Here is a 16,744-nt window from a genome sequence, read left to right as displayed (position 1 = left end):
CCTATATTAAAACCCTTACTAATCAACAACATTAACCATGGATCCGATTATCTGGCAAAAATCGCTGGCTGATTCTTCACCAACCCGAGCCAAACCACTGGGGGCTGATCAGCGCTTGCTGATCCTGCAAAAATTGCAGGGGAAACCAGAATTGTCAGTCTTGCTGGAAGTCTTTGCCATGGAAGTGGAAAAGCAAATTGACGTCAGCCGGATGCTCTGGCGTCAGGACACCACGACCACCCTCGTTCGCCATGGTCCCTCAACCGACAACCGCCAGTGCTTTATCCTTCGCTATGCGGATCAGCCGCTGGGAGAGCTCCAGTATGATACGCCTTATGCGCTGGATCAGGATGAAGTCAATTTGCTTCACACCTATCACAGACTGCTGGCCGGTCCGCTGTTCAGCGCAATGGAATATCGCCGGGTCAAAGAAATGGCGATGCGGGATCATTTGTCCGGCCTGCGAAACCGCAGTTGTCTGGATCAGGACATCCTCCATGCCATTGCCATGAGTGAACGCCGTCAGGTGGGTCTGGTTTTGCTGTTATTTGATCTGGATAACTTCAAGCAAGTGAACGACAAATACGGTCATCTCGATGGTGATAATGTGATTCGCCGTTTTGCTTCTATTCTGAAACATTCCGTTCGTACTTCCGATCGCTGTTACCGGATGGGGGGAGATGAGTTTGTTCTGCTGCTGCAACCCGCTTCGGAGCAGTCTGCCCATAAAGTCATTCAGCGGGTGATGATCCGGATGACACGCGACCATACACTTCGCAGTCTGGAGATCGGTACCTCCATTGGTGCCAGCCAGTATCACCAGGGTGACTCTCCGACCAGCCTGCTGGAACGTGCAGACAAAGCCCTGTATCAGCACAAACGCTCGAAATAGCCTCTCGATCTCCCCTATCGTTCGCGGTAAGCTCAAAACTCTTTTTCTTTTGTCGTCAATCAGGAGACACCATGAAAGTCGCCGACTGTTGCGAGCTTGTTCGTCAAAGTTACAGCCAAATCGGCAGCGGAGATCAGGGTTATATTCCCGCTGCAATCGCCTGTGCCGTTCGTGCTTTAAATGACATCGCCGCCAATCCGGAATTGCCGGTCCAGGTTCGAGAGCAAGCAGCCTTTGCTGCGGCCAACCTGCTGATCAGTGACCACGAGGACAACTGATGGATTTAAAAAAATTTGAAACCATGGATCCAGTGATGCTGATGAGCATCGTGAATATGAAGATTCGTGATGAATTCGGGGATTTAGAAGCATTAACGCGATTCTATGAAATTGACCAGGCTGTACTGGTCGCCAGACTGGCAGCGGCCGGTTTCGATTATCTGCCGGAAGCCAAGCAATTCCGCTAAGGCTTAGCGAGCATAAAAAACGGAAAGCACCCGCTTTCCGTTTTTTTGATGATTCATGGCGATGTATCGCTTAACTGAAGGAAGAGACCAGCACCGTTGCCACCAGCACCGGGCAGACAAACTTCACATACAGCGGCCAGATTTTCCAGAACAGTGACTGCTCCAGTTCCGGATTACCAGCACTCAGTTCTTTCAGCTTACTGTGCCGTGACCATACCCAACCGCCAAACAATGTGAACAACAGTGCCGCAAACGGCTGAAAGTACTGTGTGGCGACCGTTGCGACCAGGCCAAACAGCTCACCGAAGTTAAAAATAATTACTGCACTGAAGATCGCGATTACACCACCCAGCACCCAACTGGTCGATTTACGGCCGGTGTCGAAGCGCTCACTCACCAACGCAACCGGACATTCCAGCATAGAAATCGATGAGGTCAGGGCCGCAATGGTCATCAGCACAAAGAACACCAGCGCAATCAGCTGACCGGCAAAGCCCAGGCTGTCAAACAGCATTGGCAACACAGTAAAGACCAGGGTATCTGAGCTCAGCAGTGAGCCGTCATCTGCATAGATGGCCACACCTTTTTGCATGGCTACAAACATGGCAGGCAGTACCACCAGACCGGCGATAAATGCCACCGCAGTATCAACCAGCGTCACACTCAGCGCCATTTTCGGCAGGCTCTCTTTCTTGCTCAGGTAAGAGCCGTAAATCAGCATTGAGCAGCCCCCAATGGTCAGGGAGAAAAAGCCCTGTCCCATCGCGGCAAGCAACAACTTGGGTTCCAGTACTTTACTGAAATCCGGGATCAGATAATGCTTCAGCCCTTCCATCGCGCCGTCTTGGGTCATGATATAAGCAAACAGCAGCAAGAAGAGCACAAACAGCGCCGGCATCAGTCGAGTCGACCACTTCTCGATCCCCTCTTTGACCCCGCTCTGTACGATCAGAATGGTCAGCAGATAAAAGATTGCCGCACCGAACAGGTTACGAGAAACCGAAAAGCCTTTTAACCAGGCCGTCAGATCCGTCAGACCAAAAATATCCGTCACTGCAGCCATCATGAACGTCACCAACCAGCCGGCCACGATGCTGTAGAACGCCAGTACCAGACAAGGCACCATCAGGCCAATCCAGCCGACCAATGCACCGGTGCGTTTCGCTACCGGGTTATCACTCAGATGGCGCATACTGTCGACCGGGTTTGCCTGCCCGTGGCGACCAATGGCCATTTCCACAATCAGCATCGGGAAGGCAACCACCAGGATCATCAGCAAATAGACCAGCAGGAAAGCGCCACCACCATTGCTGGCAGCCTGGGTCGGAAACCCCCAGATATTCCCTAGTCCAACCGCAGCACCTGCCGCAGCCAGAATAAAGCCCATCCGTGAGCCAAAATGTTCTCGTGTTCCTGCCATGATTCACAACCTCAATGTATCAGCGGACTAGTACAATATATTTAATCAAGGTCATTATCAATGCCAGCGTAACCAACTGGATAAATATTAATCAGGCAGAGAAATATTCATACAATATATCGATAGATAAAAAAATATCCGCCCTCAGGCGGATATCCGTACGGCTTATTTCATCTGGGAGAAATATGCAGCGACATTCTCCATATCCGTGTCGCTCAGCATTGCCGCCTGGGGCTGCATCACCATGGCATTCCCGCCGTTACGATCTTTGTTCTTATACGCTTTCAGTGCATTGACAATATACTGTGCATTCTGGCCTTTCAGATTCGGATAGCCGGGAATCACCGCGATACCATTCGCGCCATGACAAGCGGCACAAATTGCAGCTTTGGCTTTTCCGGCCTCGGCATCACCCGCTGCCATTGCCGGCAGGGAAAAGAACGTCGCGATGAGTGTCAGCGTCAGTGCTTTTTTCATAGGATCCTCATTTTTCTAGTTTTATCGACATTTAAACACTGACTGACTATCTACATTCCTGCCCCCGATGTCAGTGTAGGGGATCACACTTCCAGACCAACCGGCATGCATCGCCTTCAAACCCTTTCACCACGAACAAACCAGCCACAGCTGCCAGCTGCTCACCGTAGAACAGCAATGGGGTCTGTCGCCGCCGCCAGCTCGGAACGCCATACTCCTGAAACAGTTTTTTCAGTTTGCGGCGACCAGCCCGGTCGACAGGGTGCGCGCTCAGACCGCTGGGATCAAACCCCACCCAAATGTGTTCATCCGGTTTGGGTAACCGCATGGCCTCACCCGATTGCTGCCCGGTTTCCGGTCCATCCGCGGAAAGTGTCAGGCTTCCCAAGGACGGCGGCAACAGACAGGACTGATTCAGCACCATGTCCGCTCGCCACTGGCTGATATCCGGCAGCGGCCGAATCGCACACAGCTGCTGCTGGTAACGACGAAGATCATAACCATTCAGGGATACACAAGGATTCGCGTCTTCACGGGCATGACAGACACTTTGCCAGACCTGCACCAGTTGTGCCTTTGTCGGCAACGGCAACCCTTGCTGCTGCAACCACAGACGGATCAGAGCCCTCCCCTGAACCTCATCCTGCAATCCCGCCAGATTCAGACTGCCGTCCGGTAAACGGTGCTGGCTGAGCTTATCCGCCAGCAGTCCTTCCAGCAGCGCCTGCTGCTCTCCGCACAGCGCCGCACTGCGGGTCGCTGACTGCCGCAGTCCCGGCCAGCGCGAAGTCAGCAGTGGGAGAATATCCTGACGCAGGAAATTACGGTCAAAACGGGTGTCTTGATTACTTTCATCCTCGACCCAGCACAGATTGTTCGCCCGCGCATACGCTTCCAGCGTCGCCCGACTGGTATCCAGCAATGGCCGCAAATGAATTCCCCCGGCAAACGCCTTACGTACCGGCATTGCTGCCAGTCCGGCTGGCCCGCTGCCACGCTTCAGCGCCAGTAAAATGGTTTCCAGTTGATCGTCAGCATGCTGGGCCGTCAGTAAATACGTCCCCGGCGACATGTATTGAGCCAGCGCCTGATAGCGGGCATCTCTGGCCGCCTGTTCAAGACTGATCCGGCTCCCGGTCTGTACGCTCACGCTTTCAGCCTGAAAAGGAATACCATCCTGCTTCGTCCATGCCTCACACTGTGCCATCCAGTGGTCTGCATTCGGACTGAGGCCATGATGGACATGCACCGCTGTCACCGGATACTCAGGAAAATCACGGACAAACCGGCTTAACAGATGCAACAGCACCCGGGAGTCAAGGCCGCCGCTGAACGCCAGGACGAGTGGCGCAGGTTCAGGACATAAACGTCGTAATGTGTCGGCAAATTGATTCAACAGCATGGGATTCCGTGGGACTGTACAGGATGGATAATTCAACACTCTTATCTTATCGCAGGGTAACCCGAGATGGTAACCGCGCGACATGCAGAGAAGCCCGAAAACAAAACGGGCCGCACTTGGCGACCCGTTTTCCTGGTATTCAATTGAATCGATAATCAGCAGTAACCGTAGCCCAGCAGACGCTGATAACGACGCTCCAGCAGGCTCTCTTCGTCCATTGCTTCCAGTTCGTCCAGCGTCTTCAGCAGCTGCTGTTTGATGCTGGCAGCCATCGCCGTAACATCGCGGTGTGCACCACCCAGGGGCTCACCAATAATGTTATCGATCAGACCCAGTTCTTTCAGACGCTCTGCTGTCATACCCATCGCTTCAGCTGCCTGAGGGGCTTTGTCAGAATCACGCCACAGAATGGATGCACAGCCTTCCGGAGAAATAACAGAATAAGTTGAGTACTGCAGCATGTTGACACAGTCACCCACGCCAATGGCCAGCGCACCACCGGAACCGCCTTCACCGACCACATTACAAATCACAGGAACCGTCAGGCCCGCCATGACTTTCAGGTTCATCGCGATGGCTTCAGACTGGCCGCGTTCTTCAGCACCAACACCCGGGTACGCACCCGCAGTATCAATGAAGGTAATGATTGGCATACGAAAACGCTCGGCCATACGCATCAGGCGCAGGGCTTTACGGTAACCTTCTGGCTTTGGCATCCCAAAGTTACGCAGTACTTTTTCGCGGGTTTCACGGCCTTTCTGATGACCAATCACCATCACCGGGCGGCCATCCAGACGAGCAATACCACCAACCAGCGCTTTATCGTCCGCAAAAGCACGGTCACCTGCCAGCGGGTCGAACTCAGTAAAAATATGCTCGACATAATCCAGCGTGTAAGGACGCTGCGGGTGACGGGCCAGTTGGGCAACTTGCCATGCACCCAGATCACCAAAAATTTTCTTGGTCAGTTCCAGGCTTTTTTGCTCAAGCTGAGAAATTTCTTTGTCCAGATCCACCGAGGCCGATTTGTCACGGTGTGACACATCGCGCAATGCTTCAATTTTGGCTTCTAGTTCGGCAATCGGTTGTTCAAAATCCAGGAAGTTCAGGCTCATACGACTTGTAATCCTTTGTCCATGTTAAGCGACCTGCCATTACAGGTGCCGGACGCATTAATTAAACTCAAATTCGACTTGCTGCTCGCCCAATAGCACTTTGAGATCAGTGATGAGATCATCATTCGGCGTAATCCGCCACTCCGTGCCCAGGGTAATTTTAGCGCGCGCATTCGAACGCTGATAATAAATATTCACCGGGACAGTACCTGCCCGGTGCGGTTCCAGCGCTTTGCTGAAACGCTCAAAAAATGTGTGATCAATTTGCCTTTCAGTCAGCGAGATGGCAAGACCCCGCAGATGCTTTTCTCGAGCTTCAGAGATATCAAGGACTTCACGTGCGGACATTTTAAGGCCGCCATTAAAATCATCAAAGCTGACCTGTCCGGAAACAACCAGAATCCGGTCTTTTTCAATCAAATCGAGATATCGATCCAAAGCCTCGGAGAACAGCATCACCTCCATCCGGCCCGATCGGTCATCCAGTGTCAGCACGCCAATACGTGTGCCACGTTTGGTTGTCATCACCCGGGCCGCAATGACCAGCCCGGCAACCGTCACCACTTTATCCCGCCCCGTCGGATGAGCATCTTTCAGCCGCCAGGTGACATAATGCTTCAGTTCACGAACATAACTGTTAATCGGGTGGCCGGTCAGATAGAGTCCCAGCGTATCCCGCTCCCCTTCCAGCCAGATTTTCTCCGGCCATTCAGGAATATTGGCATAAGCTTTTTCGACCTCTTCCGGTGCAGCGGTCAGTACACCAAACATGTCGGCCTGACCAAAAGCTTCGGCCTGATGGTGCTGACCTGCCGCTTTCAGCGCATCATCCAGCGTTGCCATCATGGCAGCACGGTTCGGTCCCAAACGGTCCATCGCCCCGGCCTTAATCAGCCGTTCCAAGACCCGCTTGTTCACTTTCTTGGTGTCTATTCTGGCACAGAAATCAAACAGATCTTTAAAATGTCCGTCTTTTTCACGCGCCGCAATAATATTTTCAATCGGGCCTTCACCCACGCCCTTAATGGCGCCGATGCCATAAACAATCGCACCCTCTTCATCAACCGTAAAACGGTACAGCCCCTTATTCACATCCGGCGGCAACATTTTGAGGTTCATGCGCTGGCATTCTTCCACCAGCCCGACCACTTTGTCGGTATTATCCATATCCGCGGTCATGACCGCCGCCATGAACTCTGCCGGAAAGTGGGCTTTCAGCCACAGGGTCTGATACGAAACCAACGCATAAGCTGCTGAGTGCGATTTGTTGAAGCCGTAACCGGCGAATTTCTCCACCAGGTCGAAGATCTTCATTGCCAGTTCGCCGTCAACGCCGTTGTTGACCGAGCCTTCTTCAAACGTGGCCCGCTGTTTGGCCATCTCTTCCGGTTTTTTCTTACCCATCGCCCGGCGCAACAAGTCAGCGCCACCCAGGCTGTAACCCGCCAGAACCTGGGCAATCTGCATGACCTGCTCCTGATACAGGATGATGCCGTAGGTCGGTTCCAGAATTTCCTTCAGCGATTCGTGCTGATAGGTCGCATCCGGGTAAGAAATCTCTTCACGACCGTGCTTCCGGTCGATGAAGTTATCTACCATGCCTGATTGCAGCGGCCCCGGACGGAACAGCGCCACCAGTGCGATCATGTCTTCGAAACAGTCCGGCTGCAGCCGCTTGATCAGATCTTTCATCCCGCGGGATTCGAGCTGGAATACCGCTGTAGATTCTGAGCGCTGAAGCATGGCAAAGGACTTGGCATCGTCCATCGGAATCGCGGCGATATTGACCGGCGGTTTGCCCAGCTTTTCGAGACGCGGGTTAATCATCCCCAGCGCCCAGTCAATGATGGTCAGTGTCCGCAGACCCAGGAAGTCGAACTTCACCAGACCCGCAGTTTCCACATCATTCTTATCAAACTGAGTCACCGGATGGTGACCTTCCGAATCACAGTACAGCGGAGCGAAATCGGTGATCGTCGTGGGTGAAATCACCACACCACCCGCGTGCTTACCGGCGTTCCGGGTTACCCCTTCCAGCACCCGGCACATATCAATCAGTTCTTTGACTTCTTCGTCAGATTCATAGACTTCGCCAAGCTGCGGCTCGGCATCAAAGGCCTTCGCCAGCGTCATGCCCGGCTCAGCCGGTACCAGTTTGGAAATCCGGTCGACAAAGCCATACGGATGCCCCAGGACCCGGCCCACGTCCCGAATCACCGCTTTCGCAGCCATGGTACCGAACGTGATGATCTGGGACACGGCATCCCGGCCATACATCTCGGCTACGTGATCAATCACCTGATCCCGCTTGTCCATACAGAAGTCGATATCGAAATCGGGCATGGAAACCCGTTCCGGGTTCAGGAATCGTTCGAACAGCAGGTCAAATTCCAGCGGGTCCAAATCCGTGATATCCAGTGCATAAGCCACCAGAGAACCGGCACCAGACCCCCGCCCGGGACCCACCGGCACGCCGTTCTCTTTTGACCACTGAATAAATTCCATCACGATCAGGAAGTAACCGGGGAATCCCATCTGGTTGATCACTTCCAGTTCGATGTCCAGACGCTCGTCGTACTCAGGGCGGCGCTGCTTGCGGACTTCTTCATCCGGAAACAGAAATTCAAGACGTCGCTCCAAACCTTCCTTGGATTTCAGGACCAGGAAGTCTTCCGTCGTCATATCACCGGTCGGGAAGTTCGGCAGGAAGTATTCGCCCAGACGGACCGTCACATTACAGCGCTTGGCAATCTCAACGGAGTTTTCGAGTGCTTCCGGGATGTCGGCAAAGAGCGCGCACATCTCGTCCTCACTGCGCAGATATTGCTGAGCACTGTAGTTTTTCGGGCGGCGGGGATCGACCAGCGTATAGCCGTCATGGATACACACCCGGATTTCATGAGCATCAAACTGTTCCGGACTGATAAAACGCACATCGTTGGTGGCCACCACAGGCAGCTCAGCCTCTGCGGCCAGCTCAACCGCGAAGTGCAGGTAAGCTTCCTCATCCGGACGGCCGGTTCGGACCAGCTCCAGATAATAACAATCCGGGAAATACGTTCTGTAGAAGGTGACACAGCGTTCAACAGCCGCCTTGTTGCCTTTGAGCAACGCCTGACCGAGATCACCACCCTTCCCGCCAGACAACAGGATCAGCCCTTGCTTGTGCTCAATCAGCCAGTCCCGTTCAATCACCGGCATATGCTGAACATGACCACGCTGATAAGCTTTGGAGATCAGCAGAGTCAGATTTTTATAGCCGTCATTATCGGCCGCCAGAATGGTCAGATCCGTCAGATCATCGCCATTCTCATCACTGCGCACTTTAAAATCAGCACCAGTGATCGGTTTGATTCCGGCACCATGTGCCGCAAAGTAGAATTTCACCAGACCACAAAGGTTCGTGAAATCCGTCAGGGCCATTGCCGGCATACCCAGCTCTGCTACTTTTTTGACCAGTGGCGGGACCTTACTCAGGCCATCGACCATCGAAAAGTCACTGTGGATGCGCAGGTGTATAAAGCGTGGTTCTGCCATGATGATGTCGTCAATTCAGCCGTTAAGACACAAACAGAGGTTGAGTCTAAAATGATTTCCCGGCAACGCAAGTACCGGGAAACTGTTACTTCAAATTTTGTGCAATTCGCTCTCGAACTGGCTTAAAACTTTTCCGGTGCTCATCAATCGCACCGAACGCCTCCAGCGCAGCAAAGTGCGCTTTCGTCGGATAGCCTTTGTGCTGAGCGAAGCCATAAGCCGGGTAGCGGGCATCCAGTTCGACCATTTCCTGATCGCGGGTCACTTTGGCCAGAATCGACGCAGCGCTGATTTCAGCCACCCGCAAGTCACCTTTCACCACCGCCTGAGCTGGCATTGGCAGCTGCGGGACCTTGTTCCCGTCAATCAGGACAAAGCCAGGCTCAACAGACAGTCCGGCGACCGCACGCTGCATGGCAACCATCGTCGCCTGCAGAATATTGAGCTCATCGATCTCTGACGGCTCGCAGCGGCCCAGTGACCAGCTCAGTGCTTTTTCTTTGATTTCATCAAACAAAGCCAGGCGTTTTTTCTCGCTGAGCTTTTTGGAGTCCGTCAGCCCTTCAATGGGATTGGCCGGATCAAGAATCACCGCGGCGGTGACCACGGCACCGACCAATGGGCCTCGGCCGACTTCATCAACACCGGCAATCAATGGAGCATCAGGGTAAACAAAAGGTTCGTATTGCATGATTGGTTCACTCTGGCCGGTCTACAGAACCGGCCATGGTTTAACTTATTTGCCGATCAGCGTCAGCACCGCATTGGCGGCCTGCTTATCGGCGTCACAACGGATCAACTGATGCAGACGGGTAAATTCAGCCATCAGTGCGGCATTCTCAGCAGCCAGGCTTTGCTCGACCGCAGCGGCCAGTTTTTCCGGCACGCAGTCTTCCTGCAGCAGTTCAGGCACCAGCTCACGATCCGCAAGGATATTCGGTAAAGAAACATACTTGGTTTTCAGCATCCGCTTGGCAAGCCAGGCCGTCAGAGGCTTCACTTTATAGCCAACCACCATCGGCCGCTTCACCAGCATACATTCCAGCGCGACCGTGCCCGACGCCAGCAGGACCGCATCCGAAGCTGTCATCACATCCCGGGCCGTATCATCCACCAGCACAAAATCCAGTTCAGGCGCTGTGGCTTTCCAGGCCTGCTCAAACTGTTCTCTGCGTTTCTGATTCACCAGAGCCACAACAAATTCCAGCTCAGGATACTTTGCTTTCAGGATCTGACAGGTCTGAATGAAAGGCTCAGCCAATAAGCTCATCTCGCCGCCCCGGCTGCCAGGCAGCACGGACAACCAGCGTTTCTCCGGATCCAGTCCCAGTTTTTGCCGGGCGGCAACTTTGTCCGTTTCCAGTGGAATCGCATCGGCCATGGTATGGCCGACAAACTCACAGGGAACGTTATATTGGTCGTAAAACGCTTTTTCAAACGGCAGGAAGGCCAGGACCAGATGGGTTGCCGCTTCAATCTTAAAGATACGCTTTTGGCGCCAGGCCCAGACAGAGGGACTGACGTAGTGGACGGTTTTGATGCCCTGCTGCTTGAGATCTTTTTCAAGTCGCAGGTTAAAGTCCGGGGCATCGATCCCCACGAAAACATCCGGCGGATTGTCGGTGAAGTATTTCACCAGCTCAGCTTTAATATGAAACAGGCGAGGCAGTCGGCCGATCACTTCGACGATGCCCATAACAGCCAGTTCTTCCATATCAAACAAGGCTTCACAGCCTAAGGCCTGCATACGCGGCCCCGCGACGCCGACAAACTCAGCATCAGGATAGCGCGCTCTGACCGCCTCGATAAAACCGGCCCCTAAAATATCGCCGGAGATCTCTCCGGCGACTATTCCTATACGAAGTGGTTTCGTCATATCAGCGAATAATTCCACGCGTGGTGTTATTCAGCATGTCGAGGAACAGGCCGACAGAAGGCCAGTCTTTCGCCATTTCTTCCAGCACCGGCTTCACTTCGGCCTGCGTTTTACCTGAACGGTAAATCTCTTTATAAGCACGACGAAGCGCATGCAGTTCAGGCTTTTCAAAACCATTTCGCTGCAAGCCGACAATATTCAGACCAAATGGCGTCGCGTGGTTTCCCTGAGCCAGAACGTATGGCGGAACATCCTGCACCACTGCAGAACAGCCACCGACATAACTGTAAGCGCCCACAGTACAAAACGGATGAATCGCCGACAGTGCCATCACGCCAGCATAATCGCCGACGGTCACGTGACCACCCAAAATTGAGTTGTTGCCAATGTGGGTGTGGTCACCAATCACAACATCATGCGCAACGTGAGCATTCACACACAGCAGGTTATCATTGCCGACAATGGTCACGCCTTTGTCCTGCACTGTCCCACGGTGGATTTGCACACTTTCGCGAATCACATTGCGGTCGCCGATTTCTACACGGGTCGGTTCACCGTTGTATTTCTTGTCCTGACACTCTTCACCAATAATGGCATAAGGAAAAATTCGGTTATCCTTGCCGATGGTCGTCGGGCCTTTAATCACAACATGCGACATGATTTCGTTGCCGTCACCGATTTCTACATCTTTCGCGATGTAGGTAAATGGGCCTACGGTAACGTTGGCACCGATTTTCACACCATCTTCGATCACCGCCGATGGATGGATCTGTGCTGTTTCGTGAATCATGAAAACTCTCGTCTTGCGCATTTCAGCTCAGCAGAACAAACGACATCGCCGTCTACTTTCGCCACACCATTAAACATAGCGATGCCACGGCGTTCTTTCAGAAATTCCACTTCGATCACCAGCTGATCACCAGGGCCAACCGGCTTACGGAATTTGGCATTGTCGATGCTGGCAAAGTAATAAAGTTCGTTTTCAGCAGGTGCGCCGAAGGTTTTAAACGCCAGCAGACCTGTTGCCTGCGCCATCGCTTCCAGGATCAGTACGCCCGGAAATACCGGCATTTTCGGGAAGTGGCCGGTAAACTGCGGCTCATTGACGGACACATTTTTAATCGCCGTCAGGGTCTTGCCTTCTTCGTAGTTCACCACTTTGTCAACCATCAGGAATGGGTAACGGTGTGGTAGAAGTTCTTGGATTTCGGTGATATTCAGCGTTTTGTTCTCGCTAGTCAAAACTGCATTCCTGTCTAAAAAGTTAATCAAGCGCCGGATAAAATATAAAACGGCCTACGCAATTCAATAACGCAGGCCAGCTCGCGGCGCAGAAAGAAAAATTGGGTTACTGAGCGTCTTCTTCGAGTTTTTTCTCAACAGATTTCAGGCGCTTATTCATTTCTTCAATTTTCAAAACCCGTGCCGCAGTCTTGCGCCATTCCCGGTTCGTCTGAAGCGGAATTCCCGATGAATAAACCCCTGGTTCAGTAATCGGTCGCATCACCATGGCCATGCCCGTCACGGTCACACCATCAGTAATTTCCATATGGCCGTTGAACACACTGGCGCCGCCGATAAAGCAGTGTTTACCCACTTTCAGGCTACCTGCCATCACAGTTGCACCAGCAACAGCGGTATTCTCACCAATAGAGACGTTATGGGCAATCTGGCACTGGTTATCAATAATGACACCGTCCGCAATAATGGTATCTTCCAGCGCACCACGATCAATCGTAGTACATGCACCGATCTCGACCCGGTCGCCAATACGGACAGAGCCCAACTGAGGAATTTTTTCCCAGCGTCCCTTATCGTTGGCATAGCCAAAGCCATCCGAGCCAATCACTGCGCCCGACTGCACCAGACAATGGTCACCCATCACCACATTGTGGTAGATGCTGACGTTCGCCCACAGCTTCGTCCCCTGACCAATGCGGGCATTTTTGCCAACGAAGCTTCCGGGACCAATCTGGACGTTATCACCGAGCACCACGCCGGATTCAATGACAGCATTGTGGCCAACCGCAACGCCCTCTCCCAGAACAGCATCCGGTGCGATATAAGCAGATGGCGCAATTTCAGTCGCGCTGGCCGGTGTGCTGTCCAGCATTTGCGCGACTTTGGCATACGCCAGATAAGGATCTTTGACAATCAGGGCGTTGCCGTTGAAAAATTCAGCGTCAACGTCTTTTAAAATCACCGCAGTCGCCTGGCATTCGTTCAGATGCTGGCGATATTTACTGCTGGAAAGGAAAGTGATCTGGCCGGGACCGGCCTGACCCAGTCCTGCGATTGCTGTGACTTCGGCAGCTGCGTCACCACGCAGCTCCGCACCTAATTTCTCTGCTAATGCAGCAAGCGTCAATGCAGCCATTTGTTACCTTAATATTTCATCGTTTTTATCGCACTGCGCATTATTATCTGTGGTCGGCGAGACAATGCAAAGGATATGCGCAGGAACGTCTACAATTTGAACAATGTTCACATAATACTGTCATTTTTCATTTCGGCAGACCCTACCAGCTGACACGCCAGCAAGCCCCTCATGCCTGCTGACGTTGCGATACATGGCCGCCGGTTTTCAGACGGTTACTTCACCGCTGACAATACTTTTGCAGACAGATCATCTTTCGGGTTCGCAAACAGGACGGCCTGACCGTCGACAACCATGTCATAACCTTCACGTTTGGCCACATCCTGAATGGCTGTACGCAGCTTCATCGCCAGCTTCTGCTGTTCTTCAGCGCCGCGACGCGCCTGATCTTCCTGCAGTGCCCGTGCTTTTTGCTTAAACTGTCCGTCCAGCGTTTGCAGCTCTGACTGCAACTTAGACTTGTCACTGGCACTCATCAACTGACCATCACGCTTCAGTTTTTCCAGCTTGGTTTTGATGTTGGTTTCCAGTGTGCGCAACTCAGTCACCCGACCCTGAAATTCGTTTCGCAGTTTGTCTTTCACATTGTAACGCTGTACCAGTTGTGCCATAGCCTGATTCGTGGCGACATAGCCCACCTTCTCTGCGGCAACCGCAGCTTGGGCATACATTGAAGATGACAAGACGGCCAGGCTGAGGCTGGCTGCTTTAATCCACTGTTTCAAAGGCTCTCTCCTTAAAGGGTTAGAATGTGCGTCCAATGGTGAAGGTGAAGAATTCCTCATCATCGCCATCGTATTTCTTAATTGGTTTCGCGACAGAGAAGACCAGAGGTCCCATCGGCGACATCCACTGCAGAGCAGCACCATATGAGGCACGGATCAGGAATGGATCGGAATAATCGTACAGATATGCGCCGTCCTCATCGGTCAGATCATATTCGGTGTCCCACACGTTACCGGCATCAATGAATAAACTGGTCCGGATCTGATTCCTGACTTCATCCGATGCAAATGGTGTCGGAACAATCAGCTCCATACTCGCCAGCGCCACAGCGTTACCACCGGCGGCATCATCCGAGCCCGTCGCACAGCTGTTGTTTCCGCCAATTCCACTCCCGGTATCACAGCCGCCGACATACACCGCTTTCGGACCCACGGTATTTGAACGGAAACCACGCAGGGTTGAGAAACCACCCGCGTAGAAGTTTTCATAGAATGGCAACAACTGATCGCTGCCATTTTCTGTGGTGCCGTAACCATTACCATAGCCCAGTCGGCCGCGAAGCAACAAGGTAAAGTCCTGCTTCTCAGTCAGAGGATAGTATTGACGAACATCATACTGCGCCTTGAAATACTGGGCATCAGAACCCGGTACTGTCATCCGGAAAGTCGCGCGCTGATGGTTACCAGCTGTCGGGAAGAAACCACGGTTAAGGTTGTTTCGTGTCCAGGAGACAGACCAGTCAAAATCATCCAGCTCGATCGAAGTATTGGCCTGATCGAAGTCGTGAATACGCTTGAATTTTTCGATCTGATAATACTCTTCAGTATTTGAGATCTTGTTGTGATCGTAGCCGACGCCGAATTCAAAGAAATTCAATTCATCATACGGGAAACCCCAGGTCAGGCTGGCGCCATAACTTTGGTTGGTATAGTCCGAGATGTTGGCATCAGAGGCTTCAAACTCGTTGTAATAGATCTTTCCGCCCAGACTGATCCCATCCAGCGTGAAGTACGGATCCCGGTACTCCATGCTGACGTTTTTCTGGTAATCGTTCATCATCGCGCTGATGCCGAAACGATTCCCGGTTCCCAGAAAGTTATCCTGCTGGATCCCGGCCTGGAAAGACACACCAGACTCGGTACCATAGCCCACACCAAAGTTGATATTACCGGCGTTGGCTTCCTTAACCTTGTAATTCACATCAACCTGATCATCCGTACCAGGCACGCGCACCGTCTGAACATCCACGGTTTCAAAGAAACCCGTCCGGCTCAGACGCTCTTTCCCGCGTTCGACAGACTTGGAATTCAGCCAGCTGCCTTCCATCTGACGCATTTCACGGCGAAGAACTTCATCTTTGGTTGAGGTATTTCCGGAGAAAGCAATATTACGTACGTAAATACGTTTGCCCGGTTCTACATTGACTAAGAGCGACACCTGCTGATTTTCATCATCAAATTCAGGAATCGTCTTCACCTGAGGATAGGCGTAGCCCAGCTCACCCAAACGACGTTTAATTGACTCTTCAAGAGCCGTCACCTGGGCGCCGTTATAAATATCGCCGTCTTTGAAAGTGATCAGGCCGGCCAGCTCGCCGGGTTCCCCGACCAGGTTTCCGCGGAACTTCACACCTTTCACTTTATATTGCTGGCCTTCGTCAATATTCAGTGTGATATAGACGCCTTTCTTATCTGGCGAAATGGAAACATGGGTCGATTGCAGCTTGTATTTCAGATAACCATTGTTCAGGTACTGAGAGCGCAGTGTCTCCAGGTCACCGGCCAGAACCTGTTTCTGATATTTTTCATCTGCCAGGAAGTTCCACCAGGGCACATCCGCCTGAAGGTTAAATTTGTCACGCAGCTCTTCATCCGAAAAAACACGGTTTCCGATAAAGTTGATTTGCTGAATTTTGGCAGAAACGCCTTCAGTAAACACAAATTTCAGATCAGCACGGTTCCGCGGCAAAGGCGTCACAACCGCCTTCACGCTGGCATTGTATTTACCCACGCTGTAATAGAAATCTTCCAGACCTTTTTCGATCTTGCTCAGGGTTGTCCGGTCCAGCGCTTCACCGACCCGGATTTTCGAAGCATTCAGATTTTCCTGAAGCTGTTCATCCTTGATCGCCTTATTGCCCGAGAAAGTAATACTGGCAATGGTTGGACGTTCGACAACCTTCACGACCAGAGCATTGTTATCCCGGTAGACCTGAATGTCCTCGAAGTTACCGGATGCAAAAAGCGCCTGAATCATATCCGCGACATCACGCTCGTCTACCGTGTCGCCGACTCTGACCGGCGTCTTCAGTAACGCCGCACCCAGAGCCACGCGCTGCAGCCCCTCAAAGCGGATATCGTCCACCACAAATTCTTCCGCATGTACCACACTGCTTCCAAGCAAGAGGGACGCGACTAACAGTTTCTTCATCGCCATTACTGTTCTGATTATTCCTT

General features: G+C 52.4%; 15 protein-coding genes. 3 read left to right on the top strand and 12 right to left on the bottom strand.

Annotated elements, in window-relative coordinates; translation table 11 throughout:
* The first annotated feature begins 37 nt into the window (after positions 1–37).
* From L4174_RS03290 to L4174_RS03280, 3 genes are all read left to right on the top strand, one after another.
* Positions 38–892, top strand: a complete 855-nt coding sequence (locus tag L4174_RS03290) for a GGDEF domain-containing protein (RefSeq protein ID WP_248144170.1) — start codon at positions 38–40, stop codon at positions 890–892.
* Between the two features lie 71 nt (positions 893–963).
* Positions 964–1,170, top strand: a complete 207-nt coding sequence (locus L4174_RS03285) for a YaeP family protein (RefSeq protein WP_248144168.1) — start codon at positions 964–966, stop codon at positions 1,168–1,170.
* Complete coding sequence (locus L4174_RS03280) at positions 1,170–1,358, top strand: DUF4250 domain-containing protein (protein WP_248144166.1); 189 nt, start codon at positions 1,170–1,172, stop codon at positions 1,356–1,358. The genes L4174_RS03285 and L4174_RS03280 overlap by 1 nt, the downstream gene beginning before the upstream one ends.
* 70 nt (positions 1,359–1,428) lie before the next feature.
* Here the strand turns inward: L4174_RS03280 and L4174_RS03275 are convergent, their stop codons facing one another.
* The 12 genes from L4174_RS03275 to bamA form a co-directional block, all read right to left on the bottom strand.
* Positions 1,429–2,778: a sodium-dependent transporter gene (locus L4174_RS03275; RefSeq protein WP_248144164.1), complete on the bottom strand. Its 1,350-nt coding sequence runs from the start codon at positions 2,776–2,778 to the stop codon at positions 1,429–1,431.
* Positions 2,779–2,943: 165 nt separating this feature from the next.
* The gene (locus L4174_RS03270) at positions 2,944–3,255 is read right to left on the bottom strand and encodes a c-type cytochrome (protein ID WP_248144162.1); all 312 of its coding nucleotides are present in this window, start codon (positions 3,253–3,255) and stop codon (positions 2,944–2,946) included.
* 70 nt (positions 3,256–3,325) lie between these two features.
* On the bottom strand, positions 3,326–4,657 hold the full coding sequence (gene tilS, locus L4174_RS03265; RefSeq protein WP_248144160.1) for a tRNA lysidine(34) synthetase TilS: 1,332 nt from the start codon (positions 4,655–4,657) through the stop codon (positions 3,326–3,328).
* Positions 4,658–4,812: 155 nt separating this feature from the next.
* Positions 4,813–5,772 carry an acetyl-CoA carboxylase carboxyl transferase subunit alpha gene (accA, locus tag L4174_RS03260; protein ID WP_248144158.1) on the bottom strand — a complete coding sequence of 320 codons (960 nt, stop codon included), beginning with the start codon at positions 5,770–5,772 and terminating at the stop codon, positions 4,813–4,815.
* Between the two features lie 57 nt (positions 5,773–5,829).
* Complete coding sequence (gene dnaE, locus L4174_RS03255) at positions 5,830–9,309, bottom strand: DNA polymerase III subunit alpha (RefSeq protein WP_248144156.1); 3,480 nt, start codon at positions 9,307–9,309, stop codon at positions 5,830–5,832.
* A gap of 85 nt (positions 9,310–9,394) precedes the next feature.
* On the bottom strand, positions 9,395–10,000 hold the full coding sequence (gene rnhB / locus L4174_RS03250) for a ribonuclease HII (protein ID WP_248144155.1): 606 nt from the start codon (positions 9,998–10,000) through the stop codon (positions 9,395–9,397).
* A 45-nt stretch (positions 10,001–10,045) separates the two neighbouring features.
* Positions 10,046–11,185, bottom strand: coding sequence for a lipid-A-disaccharide synthase (gene lpxB / locus L4174_RS03245; protein WP_248144153.1), 1,140 nt, complete (start codon positions 11,183–11,185; stop codon positions 10,046–10,048).
* A 1-nt stretch (position 11,186) separates the two neighbouring features.
* Positions 11,187–11,975: an acyl-ACP--UDP-N-acetylglucosamine O-acyltransferase gene (lpxA, locus tag L4174_RS03240; protein ID WP_248144152.1), complete on the bottom strand. Its 789-nt coding sequence runs from the start codon at positions 11,973–11,975 to the stop codon at positions 11,187–11,189.
* Entirely contained in the window at positions 11,972–12,427 is a 456-nt protein-coding gene (gene fabZ, locus L4174_RS03235) for a 3-hydroxyacyl-ACP dehydratase FabZ (protein ID WP_248144151.1), read from the bottom strand. Before fabZ ends, lpxA begins: the two co-directional genes overlap by 4 nt.
* Before the next feature lie 106 nt (positions 12,428–12,533).
* Positions 12,534–13,562: a UDP-3-O-(3-hydroxymyristoyl)glucosamine N-acyltransferase gene (gene lpxD, locus L4174_RS03230; protein WP_248144149.1), complete on the bottom strand. Its 1,029-nt coding sequence runs from the start codon at positions 13,560–13,562 to the stop codon at positions 12,534–12,536.
* Positions 13,563–13,777: 215 nt separating this feature from the next.
* Entirely contained in the window at positions 13,778–14,287 is a 510-nt protein-coding gene (locus tag L4174_RS03225; RefSeq protein WP_248144148.1) for an OmpH family outer membrane protein, read from the bottom strand.
* A 19-nt stretch (positions 14,288–14,306) separates the two neighbouring features.
* Entirely contained in the window at positions 14,307–16,724 is a 2,418-nt protein-coding gene (gene bamA / locus L4174_RS03220) for an outer membrane protein assembly factor BamA (RefSeq protein ID WP_248144146.1), read from the bottom strand.
* Positions 16,725–16,744: the final 20 nt, after the last annotated feature.

It is taken from the genome of Photobacterium sp. CCB-ST2H9 (genome assembly GCF_023151555.2).
Classification (GTDB): Bacteria; Pseudomonadota; Gammaproteobacteria; order Enterobacterales; family Vibrionaceae; genus Photobacterium.
Note: the sequence above shows the minus strand (reverse complement) of the source record. Positions and strands in the feature narration are given on the sequence as shown.